Source organism: Cohaesibacter marisflavi (assembly GCF_963665895.2).
Classification (GTDB): Bacteria; Pseudomonadota; Alphaproteobacteria; order Rhizobiales; family Cohaesibacteraceae; genus Cohaesibacter; species Cohaesibacter marisflavi.
This window is the reverse complement of record NZ_OY762534.1, coordinates 480022-492500: the sequence shown is the minus strand read 5'-3', so window position 1 is coordinate 492500 and position 12479 is coordinate 480022. Positions and strand designations below refer to the sequence as shown.

13 protein-coding genes and 3 tRNA genes are annotated in these 12479 nt (G+C 51.5%); 5 read left to right on the top strand and 11 right to left on the bottom strand.

The genetic code is table 11. The features are described from left to right. Positions 1-56: 56 nt before the first annotated feature. The 7 genes from rplL to ACKPCT_RS03400 form a co-directional block, all read right to left on the bottom strand. Positions 57-431 (bottom strand): 50S ribosomal protein L7/L12, encoded by a 375-nt coding sequence (gene rplL, locus ACKPCT_RS03430; protein ID WP_090075708.1) that lies wholly within the window; start codon positions 429-431, stop codon positions 57-59. Between the two features lie 53 nt (positions 432-484). Further along, the gene (gene rplJ, locus ACKPCT_RS03425; protein WP_090075716.1) at positions 485-1003 is read right to left on the bottom strand and encodes a 50S ribosomal protein L10; all 519 of its coding nucleotides are present in this window, start codon (positions 1001-1003) and stop codon (positions 485-487) included. Positions 1004-1330: 327 nt separating this feature from the next. After that, positions 1331-2023 (bottom strand): 50S ribosomal protein L1, encoded by a 693-nt coding sequence (gene rplA / locus ACKPCT_RS03420; protein ID WP_090075709.1) that lies wholly within the window; start codon positions 2021-2023, stop codon positions 1331-1333. Positions 2024-2029: 6 nt separating this feature from the next. Continuing rightward, on the bottom strand, positions 2030-2458 hold the full coding sequence (gene rplK / locus ACKPCT_RS03415) for a 50S ribosomal protein L11 (protein ID WP_090075710.1): 429 nt from the start codon (positions 2456-2458) through the stop codon (positions 2030-2032). Between the two features lie 196 nt (positions 2459-2654). Continuing rightward, a complete protein-coding gene (gene nusG, locus ACKPCT_RS03410; RefSeq protein WP_090075711.1) occupies positions 2655-3194 on the bottom strand; it encodes a transcription termination/antitermination protein NusG in 540 nt (179 codons plus the stop codon). Positions 3195-3200: 6 nt separating this feature from the next. Beyond that, positions 3201-3398 (bottom strand): preprotein translocase subunit SecE, encoded by a 198-nt coding sequence (gene secE, locus ACKPCT_RS03405; protein WP_090075712.1) that lies wholly within the window; start codon positions 3396-3398, stop codon positions 3201-3203. Between the two features lie 96 nt (positions 3399-3494). Continuing rightward, positions 3495-3570: transfer RNA gene (locus ACKPCT_RS03400), tRNA-Trp, on the bottom strand. A 303-nt stretch (positions 3571-3873) separates the two neighbouring features. Between ACKPCT_RS03400 and ACKPCT_RS03395 the strand changes: the two genes are divergently transcribed. Continuing rightward, complete coding sequence (locus ACKPCT_RS03395; protein ID WP_319568408.1) at positions 3874-4641, top strand: DUF1796 family putative cysteine peptidase; 768 nt, start codon at positions 3874-3876, stop codon at positions 4639-4641. A gap of 110 nt (positions 4642-4751) precedes the next feature. On the opposite strand, the gene tuf is transcribed toward ACKPCT_RS03395, so the two are convergent. The 3 genes from tuf to ACKPCT_RS03380 all read right to left on the bottom strand — a co-directional run bounded on the left by tuf (position 4752) and on the right by ACKPCT_RS03380 (position 6285). Next, complete coding sequence (gene tuf / locus ACKPCT_RS03390; protein WP_319568407.1) at positions 4752-5942, bottom strand: elongation factor Tu; 1191 nt, start codon at positions 5940-5942, stop codon at positions 4752-4754. A 164-nt stretch (positions 5943-6106) separates the two neighbouring features. Further along, positions 6107-6180: transfer RNA gene (locus ACKPCT_RS03385), tRNA-Gly, on the bottom strand. Positions 6181-6200: 20 nt separating this feature from the next. After that, positions 6201-6285 (bottom strand) — tRNA-Tyr (locus tag ACKPCT_RS03380). Between the two features lie 390 nt (positions 6286-6675). Here ACKPCT_RS03380 and ACKPCT_RS03375 point away from each other — a divergent pair. Continuing rightward, positions 6676-7509, top strand: a complete 834-nt coding sequence (locus ACKPCT_RS03375) for a TrmH family RNA methyltransferase (RefSeq protein ID WP_244544784.1) — start codon at positions 6676-6678, stop codon at positions 7507-7509. Between the two features lie 103 nt (positions 7510-7612). Here the strand turns inward: ACKPCT_RS03375 and ACKPCT_RS03370 are convergent, their stop codons facing one another. After that, on the bottom strand, positions 7613-7933 hold the full coding sequence (locus ACKPCT_RS03370; RefSeq protein WP_090074994.1) for a hypothetical protein: 321 nt from the start codon (positions 7931-7933) through the stop codon (positions 7613-7615). A 368-nt stretch (positions 7934-8301) separates the two neighbouring features. Between ACKPCT_RS03370 and ACKPCT_RS03365 the strand changes: the two genes are divergently transcribed. From ACKPCT_RS03365 to ACKPCT_RS03355, 3 genes are all read left to right on the top strand, one after another. Then, positions 8302-10362, top strand: coding sequence for a calcium-binding protein (locus tag ACKPCT_RS03365; RefSeq protein ID WP_319568406.1), 2061 nt, complete (start codon positions 8302-8304; stop codon positions 10360-10362). Between the two features lie 156 nt (positions 10363-10518). Beyond that, complete coding sequence (locus tag ACKPCT_RS03360; RefSeq protein WP_319568405.1) at positions 10519-12042, top strand: flagellar hook-length control protein FliK; 1524 nt, start codon at positions 10519-10521, stop codon at positions 12040-12042. After that, a complete protein-coding gene (locus ACKPCT_RS03355; RefSeq protein ID WP_090074991.1) occupies positions 12039-12404 on the top strand; it encodes an EscU/YscU/HrcU family type III secretion system export apparatus switch protein in 366 nt (121 codons plus the stop codon). The genes ACKPCT_RS03360 and ACKPCT_RS03355 overlap by 4 nt, the downstream gene beginning before the upstream one ends. Positions 12405-12479: the final 75 nt, after the last annotated feature.

Here is a 12479-nt window from a genome sequence, read left to right as displayed (position 1 = left end):
TTTTTAAGCGAATTTCGGGGAATCGCTCCCCCGAAATTCTACACAAGGATCAAACCTTATTTCAATTCTACAGAAGCGCCAGCAGCTTCAAGCTTAGCTTTCAGCTCTTCTGCTTCTGCTTTGTCAACACCTTCTTTGACCGGCTTCGGAGCACCTTCTACGAGCTCTTTAGCTTCTTTCAGGCCAAGACCGGTGATGCCGCGAACTTCTTTGATGACGTTGATTTTCTTGTCGCCAGCAGCGGTCAGAACAACATCAAATTCAGTTTTTTCTTCAGCAGCTTCAGCAGCAGCGCCGCCAGCTACAGCAGCAACTGCGACAGGAGCAGCAGCAGAAACGCCCCATTTGTCTTCAAGCATGGTGGAAAGCTCAGCAGCTTCCATAACGGTCAGGGTAGAAAGTTCTTCTACGAGCTTTTCAAGATCAGCCATCGTATTGTTTCCTGTTGGTACGAACCTAAAATTCTAATTTTGTGAGAACGGCCTTACGCCGCTTCGTCCTTCTTGGCATATGCGCCGAATACCCGTGCGAGCTGTCCGCCCGGTGCCTGCAGAACCTGTGCAATTTTGGTTGCTGGTGCCTGAAGGACACCGACAATCTTGCCGCGCAGTTCATCAAGCGACGGCATGGTTGCTAGTGCATTCACGCCCGCGGTATCGAGTACAGTGGTGCCCATGACACCGCCAAGAATGACGAGCTTGTCGTTTTTCTTGGCGAATTCAGAGGCCACCTTCGGTGCTGCAACCGGGTCATTGGAAGTAGCAATGACGGTCTGACCTTTGAAAAGATCAGAAATCGGTTCAGCGTCCGTGCCTTGAAGAGCGAGCTTGACAAGACGGTTCTTGGCAACCTGCACCGATGCTCCGGCTTCGCGCATTTGGCTACGAAGTTCGGTCATTTCAGCAACAGTGAGGCCAGCATAGTGAGCAACGACCACGACTTCCGCGCTATTCAGCGTTTCGTGAAGGGACGATACAAGCTCTTGCTTTTCCGCTCTATCCAATGCCTTCTCTCCAGTTACCGGCTCCATCCTTGAGGGAAGAAACCGGAGGTTACACTTGACCAGATCTTCTTACCTTTAGTGAGCAAGGAGTCCTGGCGCGAAGGGACCTGTCCTCCTTGCCACCCCTGCAAAGCAAAGAACTGGCAAGCATAGGTTCGAACCAAACTGACATCTTTTATATGTCAAATTAGCCCACCCCATCTGTGCAGGAAATTAAGTTCAGCATATCAAAACACCAAACCCCTGCAGTCTTGGACAGGTGTCTGACCACAGTCAGACATCCCCCCGACAAGAATCGGGAGGAATCACTTTTGACTTCTAATCGGTTTATTCGACAGAAGCAAGATCTACAGTCAGTCCCGGGCCCATCGTGGACGAAAGGGACAGTTTCTCCATGTAGGCACCTTTAGCACCAGCCGGTTTCGCTTTGGAAACGGCAGAAACAAAGGCTTTTACGTTTTCCACAAGGGCAGCTTCTTCAAAGCTTACCTTGCCAACGCCTGCATGAACGATACCGGCTTTTTCAACACGAAATTCAACCGAACCACCCTTGGAGTCCTTAACGGCCTGAGCAACGTCAGGTGTTACGGTACCCACTTTCGGGTTTGGCATCATGCCGCGAGGGCCGAGAACCTTACCAAGACGACCAACCAGAGGCATCATGTCCGGAGACGCAATGCAGCGATCAAAGTCAATCTTGCCACCCTGAACGATCTCTACCAGATCTTCAGCACCAACGATGTCAGCGCCGGCAGCCTTGGCTTCTTCAGCCTTGTCGCCACGAGCGAACACAGCAACACGAACGGATTTACCCGTACCTGCTGGCAGCTGGCAAACGCCGCGTACCATCTGGTCGGCATGGCGAGGATCAACACCCAGGTTCAGAGCAATTTCAACGGTTTCGTCGAATTTGGTCTTGGAGGCTTCCTTGATCAGCTTAACTGCTTCCTCGAGAGAGTAGGTTGCAGTGGCATCAACTTTTTCACGCGCGGCGCGAATACGTTTTCCGACTTTAGCCATGTGTCGTTACCCCACTACCTCAAAGCCCATTGCACGGGCGGTACCCTCAATCTGAAGCATCGCTGCTTCGATGTCGTTGGCGTTCAGGTCTTTCATTTTTGCTTCCGCAATTTCCTTGACCTGATCCTTGGTAACCTTGCCACCAACATCACGACCCGGAGCAGAAGAACCCTTCTGCACGTTCGCAGCTTTCTTCAGCAGGTAAGATGCAGGAGGAGTCTTCATTTCGAAAGTGAAAGACTTGTCCTGGTAAATGGTAATGATCACCGGAATCGGTGAGTTCTTTTCCATTTCCTGCGTCTTGGCGTTGAACGCCTTACAGAATTCCATGATGTTGAGGCCGCGCTGACCAAGAGCGGGACCAATTGGAGGAGACGGGTTAGCGGCCCCTGCCGGCACCTGAAGCTTCAGGTAGCCTTGAATTTTCTTTGCCATTTTCTTTCCCTAACGCTCAAAAGAGCACTGTTAGACACACGAAAGTCGCGCGGTCAGATCTTCCGTCCGTCTGGCAAGCGAACCAATCTCCCGCACGAATGAAGACATTTCACAAAATTCCATGAAATGCCAAACTGAAAAAGGCGCCTCACCATTCGCAAACCATCAGGCCCGCAATCAAAAGCACCTTGGGAAATCAGAGTTTTTCAACCTGATTATATTCGAGCTCGACAGGGGTCGCGCGTCCAAAAATGGACACCGTAACCTTGAGACGTGCACGCTCTTCGTCCACCTCTTCAACAAGCCCGTTGAAGGAAGCAAACGGCCCATCGGAAACCCGAACCTGCTCGCCCACTTCGTAACTGACGGTCGGCATCGGCTTCTGGACACCTTCCTCAACCTGCGACATCAAACGCTCAGCTTCAGCGTTCGAAATCGGCATAGGTTTGTTATCTGCACCCAGAAAGCCAGTAACTTTAGGCGTATTCTTGATCAGGTGATAAGCATCGTCGGTCATCGCCATTTTCACCAGAACATAGCCCGGGAAAAACTTGCGTTCCGATTCGATCTTACGACCACGCCGCACTTCAACAAATTTCTCGGTCGGCACCAGAATATCATCAAACAGATCGCCCAGACCGGTTTGATCAGCTTTCTGGCGAATATCCTCAGCAACCTTCTTTTCGAAATTCGAGTAGGCGTGCACGATGTACCAGCGTTTTGGCTTCGTCGTCATTGTGCCCTATCCTCCAAGGTTGATGATATAGCTCACACCAAGACTCATGATCTGGTCGGCGAGCAGGAAGAAAGTCGAAGCCAGCACCACCATCACAAACACCATTAGCGTCGTAATTGCTGTTTCCTTACGAGTCGGCCAGGTAATCTTGGCTGCCTCGGATCGGACTTGCTGCAAAAAGGTAAAAGGGTTTGTCTTGGCCATCAATCCGCTCACATATAATAACGCGCGAAACAGGTTCCGCGCGTTCTGAGATTCTCACCATATATATTATCTTCTGCACAAAGATCAAGCACGAATTGGCAGGGGCGGAGGGACTCGAACCCCCGACCCTCGGTTTTGGAGACCGATGCTCTACCAGCTGAGCTACACCCCTAAATCCGTGGTACCTAGTGAAAACCAAGTTGGTGTCTACCTATTGACTTTCGCCCCCCAGCGCAAGAGGGAAGTTAAAATATTTGTGACAAATCAACAGCTGGAGCATTTCACCCTCAGGAACAAAGATTTATCAACATCACCAAAACCTCAACTCAGTTACATTGCCACGATCAAATCACAACCTAAAACCATATGAATACGAATCCCCCTTGCACTTATTCATGTCTGGATGCAAAGAATATTTCCATCCAGACATAGGATCGCGTTACAGCCGTGGTCAGCAGGGGGAAAGTTCGTACCGTTGAGCAAATCAATCATATCACTGGGAAGCGGCTGCGATGTAGCTACCGTTTTAAAGAATCTGGGCATCAGAAAAGACAAGTATCCATTCGACTGGATCTGGAATTTTGACGAGGGATTAAAGGCAGTAACTTCCATCATCGAGAGTGATTTTCGCTTAATCCAATCACGAGACAGCTATATTTACACCTCTCACCACACTTGGCCAGACAAGCAGACCCTCGTTTACAAAGCATATCCAGGTATCGCCCACATCCATTCCAACCCATATGAAAGCCCAGCCGACCTAACAGATTTCAACCGCAGAATTGAAAGATTCAGAAGCCTTTTAAAGTGCAGCGACACCCAAACGACATTTGTTTTTTACCAGCCCTACACCCCTGAGCGAGAGCCATCTGATCAAGCACTCGCGAATGTCATTCAAGGCCTCAGAGACGAAGCCACCTCTTTCATAAACGTCATACAGCAAAAATATCCAGACAAACCATTTAAGCTGGTCTGCCTGCTCGCCTTACCCGCCGAGACCATCGGGACAGCAACCCGTTACGAGAGCTTACAGCGGCTCCCCGAACTATCCGAAGAAATAGTTTCCTTTGACATCGCACCTATTCGCGAAGATGTTTCGGCCAGCCAAAGACGAGCATGGTTGAAAGCCTGGTTCTCGGCGCTAGAACGCACGCATGCAATATCCAGATATGACAGATATCTCTCAAGCTTCAGAAAAATGCATTTTCAGATCGATAAGAAGCTAAAGAAAAAATTTGTATAATCGCCAACTTTAAAGCGCAGCCCTCCCCCAACTCACAGCAACCACACAAAAAGCCCCAGCCAAATCAATGACCGGGGCTTCGCAAAACTTTTGAAAATCGCGCGAGAAGATTATTCGACGATTGCGCCGACGATACCAGCGCCGACGGTACGACCACCTTCGCGGATAGCGAAGCGCAGTTTTTCTTCCATGGCGATTGGCACAATCAGTTCAACATTCATGTTGACGTTATCGCCTGGCATCACCATTTCCACACCTTCGTCAAGGGTAACAACACCCGTAACGTCGGTCGTGCGGAAATAGAACTGTGGACGATAGTTGGTGAAGAACGGGGTATGACGCCCACCTTCTTCTTTCGTCAGAATGTAGGCTTCTGCCTTGAATTTCGTGTGCGGGGTAACGGAACCTGGCTTGCAGAGAACCTGACCACGCTCAACGTCTTCACGCTTGGTACCACGCAGAAGAACACCAACGTTGTCGCCTGCTTCACCGCTATCAAGCAGCTTGCGGAACATTTCAACACCGGTGCAGGTGGTTTTCTGAGTTGGTTTGATACCGACGATTTCGATTTCTTCACCAACCTTGATGATGCCACGCTCAACACGACCGGTAACAACCGTACCACGACCAGAGATCGAGAACACGTCTTCGATCGGCAGCAGGAACGGAAGGTCAACCGGGCGCTCTGGAGTCGGAATGTAATCATCAACAGCAGCCATCAGAGCTTTGATGGAATCACGGCCGATTTCAGGATCACGGTTTTCAACAGCAGCAAGAGCAGAGCCTTTAACGATGGGGATTTCATCGCCTGGGAACTCATAGCTGTCCAGAAGTTCACGAACTTCCATTTCAACCAGCTCGAGAAGCTCTTCGTCGTCTACCTGGTCAACTTTGTTGAGGTAAACAACAAGAGCAGGAACACCAACCTGACGAGCAAGCAGAATGTGCTCACGGGTCTGTGGCATCGGGCCGTCTGCTGCAGAGCAAACCAGAATTGCGCCGTCCATCTGAGCCGCACCGGTGATCATGTTTTTCACATAGTCAGCGTGACCTGGGCAGTCAACGTGCGCATAGTGACGGTTCTCGGTTTCATACTCAACGTGAGCGGTAGAAATCGTGATGCCACGTGCTTTTTCTTCAGGTGCACCGTCAATCTCGTCATACGCTTTCGCAGTTGCCCCACCAGTTTCCGCAAGGGTCATGGTGATTGCAGCGGTAAGCGTGGTTTTACCATGGTCAACGTGACCAATCGTGCCGATGTTACAATGCGGCTTATTACGTTCAAACTTTTCCTTAGCCATGGAAACAGCTCTCGTCATCGTTGGGCCAACGTGGTTGGCTCACTCCAGCGCAAAAAGGCCGCAACTCTTTATCCAAGAAGCCGCAAACCCGGTTAATACAAAAAGACCGTGCTCCCCTTGAGCCTCGGACCATACAATGTTCTAAGATGTAGGAATTTCAATGATGGAGCGGGTGAAGGGAATCGAACCCTCGTCATCAGCTTGGAAGGCTGTTGCTCTACCATTGAGCTACACCCGCGCGAGACATCAAAGCGAAGATGGTGGAGGAGGCTGGATTCGAACCAGCGTACGCTAAGCGAACGGATTTACAGTCCGTCTCCTTTAACCACTCGGACACTCCTCCAAGCTTCGCCTTCCTGTCCCTGCGAACAGGATGGTCTCGAATTGCCCGCCAAGTCGCGGTCAGTTCGTGAGCGGCTTTATGCAAAACCGCGTGGCCGAAGTCAACACGGTTTTTATCATTTTTGTGGGTATCGCGAAAATCCGGTAACAGTCTGGGGATATTCGCAGCTTTTGCGCCACGAAGGCGGTGGAGAAGTTTTGAGAGAAACAAGAATCGCCCCTTTTGACAAAACTTTTTTCGTTCTCCCCCACCAATTAAGAAAGCGCACGGAGCCCTATTGGCTCTCTGTTGCGGCGGCCAAATGCATTTCCGGCGCATAAGCCATACGAAATGGTCTAAAGCTGAAGGATAATGCTTGCCCTCCCCCCGGCTTTGCATCTAAATCGGCCCATGGCAAAAAACAGATCACAAAAACAGAAAAAAGCCCGTCAGATCGCCGCGAGTGATCAGGGCTCCCGTAGCCGCAGGGCTCAGGACGACACCGTGCGTATCTTTGGCATACACGCTGTTGCCAGCGCTGTAGCCAATCCGCGCCGCGAATTGACGCGCCTTTATGCGACTCAAAATGCCCAGAGCCGTCTGGTTGACGAGATTCGCAAGATTGGCGGCGACCCGTCTCGACTGGACGGGTTGGTGGAAACATCTTCCCCCAAGGATATCGACGCTCTGGCGCGCGACGCTGTGCATCAGGGGGCTCTTCTAGTCACGCGTAACCTGCCGGCCCTCGACATCTCCGACATATATGAGTGCAAACTGGTCGTGATTCTCGATCAGGTCACCGATCCGCACAATGTCGGCGCCATCATTCGTTCATCGGTCGCTTTGGGCGCCGAAGCTCTGGTCATGACAGGACGGCACAGCCCTGAAGAGAGCGGCATTCTGGCAAAGACGGCCTCCGGTGGCCTCGACCTTATCTCCATGGTCTCCGTCCCCAATCTGGCCCGGGCGTTGGATGATCTGGCAGATAACGGCTTTGACGTGGTGGGATTTGATTCCGAGGAAAGCGAACCGTTCGAGACCATCATCGCAGAACAGGACTCCAGCCGCTCTCTGGCTCTCGTGTTCGGCTCTGAAGGCAAAGGCTTGCGTCGGTTGACGCGCGAGAAATGCACGTCCCTCGCCCGCCTCGACATGCCCGGCCCGATCAAGAGCCTGAACGTGTCCAACGCAGTGGCAATGACCCTTTACGCGATCAAGCTCGTGCGGCAGGGTTTACTGAAATAGGAGGAAGCCATTCCAACTATTCAGACAACAAACAAAAAGAGCCCCATTTAGGGCTCTTTTTTCATTTATATAGGTAAATGCAGCACCAGCAGCACAGCTGCACTTATCGTGTTGGAACCACGGGCGTGTAGCCTTCATAATAAATGCGCTTGGCACGATAAATCATAGGGGGCCTATAGGCGCTGCCCTGCACTTCAATCCGTTCCGGATAAACATAGGCACCAATCGCAGGATCATAAGTCGCTTCGAGATAGACCTTGCCATTGGCATCTGGCACCACAGACATCACCGGGAGCCCGCTGCTATAACTCGGCGGCGGATAGGAACCACCATAGCCGGAATTAGCCTCCGCCAGAGGAGCCACCATCAACAGCGCCACAGCCGCTGCCACATGTGTCGTCAACAATCTTACAGATGCTTTCATATTGAACTCCCCTGATTGAAAAATACCTGATTGCTATAGTGCCCGAAATATCGAGCTTCTTTAACGGTCCACTTTAGCACTTCGTTAACATTTAGCCAATTTACAATAAGTGAATTTACTTATTTTGAACGCATTTGCTTCGCGAAATGCCAACGCGTATTAGCGGCACAGGAATATTGGATTGCAAATAATCCTATCTCACAACCAAAGAGTGACATCTTGTCACGCACCTAAAACATTTCTAGATCGAAATCTACAGACATATTATTGAGTATTGCTACTCGCCCATAGCATGATTCACTGAGATATTTCCTCAGGAAAGCATGGCGCTGACAACAGATTTACTTCTACCTGAGAGCAGAATTGATATGAAGAAAATAGGCACAGATTTTGATGATTTATTGATTGGAACATCGGGTAACGATGCCCTGTATGGATTGGATGGTGACGATACCCTGACCGGCAGTAGTGGCAATGATTTGCTGATCGGAGGAGCCGGTAACGATGAAATCATCGGCGGCACGGGAAACGACATCATACTGGGTGACAACCATGTACACAGCGATAGCATCATCGCTAACTTTCGGCAAAACAATTATAGCTACTCTCTCGAGGAGAGCTCAGACAAGATCGACGGCGGAGATGGAAACGACATTATTGTTTCTTCGTTGAATGAATATACCGATGTAGATGCCGGTGCTGGGGACGACATAATCTATTCCTATGGTTCGGTCGATGCCGGCGAAGGTGACGATATTATATTCGTATACGAATTCTCCGACGGTTATGATACCGATGCCGGGTCTGGCAGCGATACAATCATTTTCAACGGCTCGGCCAGAGCGTCAGGGGCTACGGGAGCCTGGGAAGATGGTGAAACAGATCGTTTCATAATCAACGGAAATTTCAAAGGAGACATTACAATTGATGGCATTGACCCGTCCGGAGATATCATCGAGTTCAACGGTGTTTCCGATATCAACTCGGCAAGTGACCTCGAAGGACGGATACAAGTCGTCGCTGGCTGGGGCTATTACAAGACAACGATATTGATCGACGCAAATACCAGCATTGAAATTATGTATATCGGCTCAGTCCAGCCCAACATCACCTACCAGTTCAATGTGACAGATATAGCGGCCTTGGAGCCGGATTGGGTATCCCTGCTGAGCAACTCAAACCAGTATCTTTCCGTCCTTGACGACGCAACAGTTACGGACGTCGCTCAACCTCGTTTTTCATATGTCGATGACCTTGTAACGGTGATCAATGCCAATATGACATGGCACGCACTAGCAGGGAACGATACGGTAAACGGCACCGAAACGGCGAACATCATATATGGCGATAAGGGCAATGATACGCTGTTTGGAAAGGCTGGTAACGATACACTGTATGGAGGCGCAGGATCTGACAAACTCTTCGGACAGGCGGACGCCGACAAACTCTTCGGCGGCCTTGGCGCGGATGTGTTGAATGGCGGTGCTGGCAATGATCGTCTGTTCGGCAACCAACATGGTGACACACTGATCGGAGGTCTTGGCAATGACCTGCTCAATGGCGGCATTGGTGCCGATACCATGGCGGGCAACCGGGGCAACGACACCTATATCGTTGACAATGTGGGAGACAAGGTCAGTGAGGCGGCAGGCCAGGGCGTTGATTTGGTCAAAAGTTCGGTCAGCTTTTCCTTGAAAGCCCACAGCCAGAATATCGAAGCCCTGACGCTTTTGGGCAATCAGGCTATTGACGGCACGGGCAACGGCTTGGGCAATGCCATCACCGGCAACATGAAAGACAATGTGCTGAGCGGCCTGTTCGGCAACGATACCCTGACAGGACGCGGCGGCAACGACACGCTGAATGGCGGCTTCGGTAATGACATTCTCAACGGCGGGTTCGGAGACGATGTCCTTAACGGTGGCAAGGGAAATGATAAGCTCTATGCGTCCAATGGCAACGATACGCTGAATGGCGGGGGTGGCAACGATATCCTCAATGGTCATGGCGGTAACGACATTCTCATTGGCGCCCTCGGCTGGGACAAGCTTTTTGGTGGCGCTGGAGCGGACAGCTTCACGGGAGGTCTCGGAGCCGACACCATGTTTGCAGGCATTGACAATGCCGTTGATCGCTTCCTTTTCAACACAGTCAACGACAGTAAGGTTGGCGCGGCTCATGACAAGATTGCCCAGTTTGATAGCGGCGAAGATGTGCTTGATCTCTCCGGAATTGACGCCAACAGCGCTGCCACTGGTGATCAGGCCTTCGCCTTTTCCGGCACGACCGCTGCGGCTCATTCGATTTGGCTGGAAAATGACGGATCGGATCTGCTGGTCTTTGCCGATGTGAATGGCGATGCCGTGGCTGATTTCGAAATCCAGATGGTCAATACCTCCACGCTGGTAGAAGGTGATTTCGTGCTGTAGGCACGACAGACAAACCTGTCCGGACTTGGATCACTCAAGTCCGGGCTCCCAAAGGCATTGGTCAGAAGCGAGCTTCTGACCTTCCAAGCATTTGCGCTCTGGTCTGGATCTGCTACCTTTATAGAAAGTGTTGTTCATCCCAAGAGGCATTGTTTCATGGCTATGGAAATTGTTCCCACGGCTTTCCTTGCGCAAAAAAGTGCCGAACAATCCCTGCTCAAAATTCTGAGCAATACCCAGCCGCAACAAGCCCGTATTCAATCAGTCTCAAAACTGACTTCCGGGGAAACACAAATCAAACTCAGCGCAAGCGGTCAAACACTTGATCTCAAGATTGATTCTCAAGCCGCAACGCAGGTGAAACCCGGCACCACAGTCCTGTTGCAAGCAATCCAAACCCCGGATGGCCCTCGTTTGGCGATCAGTCCCCCTTCCCCCGAAGCGTCAACGCAAAATCAACCGGCAGCTCCTGAAAAAGGAAGCCTAGCCAACCAAACGCCGCCCCCCTCCAATACGCAGCCCGCACAGCAACCAGTAGCCAAATCAGGCGCAGAGCCTGCCGTATCAATGCGCCCAGCAGCAATCACCTCGCAAAGCTCTGCCCCGAACACACAACGAGGTCCCTACAGCGCAACGCAGGTTGCCGCGCAATCTGTCGCCTCAGCGCTATCAGCTTCTGGCAATGCTCCGCCACAAGAGGCGCTCATTGCCTTGCAGCGGCAGGCCCTCAGCCAACAACGGTCTCTGACAGACCTGTTTGCCAATCTGACAGCCTTCATTCAACAGGTCGAGACAGGCCAGCGCCCCACTACCTCCAAAGACATAGAGACCGCAATGCGCTGGTTGCTCGGCTTCCAGCTTTCACCAAAACAGCAATCCGGAACAGCAAGCGCCAAGACAGCACTCAGAAACATCATGACGTCGCTTGGCACTCTGGGGCAGCTAACAACGGGACAGGGCGCCGAGAACTTCAGCACCAATCTCAAAGCCTCTCTTACCTTGCTGCAAGCTCTTTTGCCCAAAGAAACCGCTCCGGCGCGCCTTCCAACGATGGGAACACAGCGCGACCATCCTCCTTTGCCAAACACACCCTTGCACGGACAAAGCCCGAGACCTTCCAGTATCTCTCCAACTGATTCAAACAGCCTAGCCCTTGCCCGCATCAAAGGGGATGTTGAAGCTGCCTTGGCGCGTGTGACATTGAGCCAGATCGCATCAGCGCGTTCGACCTTTTCCAGCTCTTCAGCAGCCCCCCACCCCATGCAGGCGCTCCATACAGAAATCCCCGTCATGCTGGCCAACGGCACGGCGATTGTTCAAATGATCGTGGAACATGACCCCGACATGCCAGAAGAAGACGAAAGGGAACAAGAGAACAGCGACGAAGCAAGAAGGCAGAGAGGCGGATGGACTGTCCGGTTTGCCATTGATACCAATACAATCGGGCCGGTTGATATATCGCTCAAGCTGCATCAACAAAGCCTTATCGTTACTCTCGCCGCAGAGCGGGAACAAACCGAGGCGCTCTTCCAAGAAGCAGCCCCAATGCTCCAAACCATGCTGGAGCAAGAAGGACTGCTACTTGAGGGACTCTCATTTGTCAGAAAAAAGAAGACAGACACGGAGCTTACAGACAGTGGCATTGGCACACATCTCCAGCGCCTGGATAGAAAGCTATGAACAAACGGCCAAGCACGCCCGACGACAGCTTACCGGAAACAGAGCTGGAAGACACATCATCCAAACTCGCCGTGGCCCTGCATTATGAAGAGGGTGCAGATGAAGCACCGCGCGTAACGGCCAAAGGCCGGGGAAAAACTGCTGAGCGCATTATTGAACTCGCCAAAGAACATGGCGTGGTTGTTGAAGGAAATCCGGCCCTCACCCAGGCGCTTGCAAATGTGGAGCTGAACGAGGTCATTCCCGAAAAACTCTACGCAGCCGTCGCGGCAGTTATCGCCTTTGTCATGCAGGAAGCTGAGAAAAAACAAAAGAGCGCTCTTTACACATCGACCGCACCGGACAACCGCTCTCACGAATAGGCACATCAGAATGGCGCTATGGGTTTTTCTCTCACGGCCGCTGCCTGCTTTGGCGCGCACATGATTTTAAAGCGA

Coding starts and splice junctions, on each gene's coding strand:
- rplL (WP_090075708.1), bottom strand. CDS start 431: ATGGCTGATCTTGAAAAGCTCGTAGAAGAACTTTCTACCCTGACCGTT.
- rplA (WP_090075709.1), bottom strand. CDS start 2,023: ATGGCTAAAGTCGGAAAACGTATTCGCGCCGCGCGTGAAAAAGTTGAT.
- rplK (WP_090075710.1), bottom strand. CDS start 2,458: ATGGCAAAGAAAATTCAAGGCTACCTGAAGCTTCAGGTGCCGGCAGGG.
- nusG (WP_090075711.1), bottom strand. CDS start 3,194: ATGACGACGAAGCCAAAACGCTGGTACATCGTGCACGCCTACTCGAAT.
- secE (WP_090075712.1), bottom strand. CDS start 3,398: ATGGCCAAGACAAACCCTTTTACCTTTTTGCAGCAAGTCCGATCCGAG.
- tuf (WP_319568407.1), bottom strand. CDS start 5,942: ATGGCTAAGGAAAAGTTTGAACGTAATAAGCCGCATTGTAACATCGGC.
- ACKPCT_RS03375 (WP_244544784.1), top strand. CDS start 6,676: ATGGCAAAAAACAGATCACAAAAACAGAAAAAAGCCCGTCAGATCGCC.
- ACKPCT_RS03370 (WP_090074994.1), bottom strand. CDS start 7,933: ATGAAAGCATCTGTAAGATTGTTGACGACACATGTGGCAGCGGCTGTG.
- ACKPCT_RS03365 (WP_319568406.1), top strand. CDS start 8,302: ATGAAGAAAATAGGCACAGATTTTGATGATTTATTGATTGGAACATCG.
- ACKPCT_RS03360 (WP_319568405.1), top strand. CDS start 10,519: ATGGCTATGGAAATTGTTCCCACGGCTTTCCTTGCGCAAAAAAGTGCC.
- ACKPCT_RS03355 (WP_090074991.1), top strand. CDS start 12,039: ATGAACAAACGGCCAAGCACGCCCGACGACAGCTTACCGGAAACAGAG.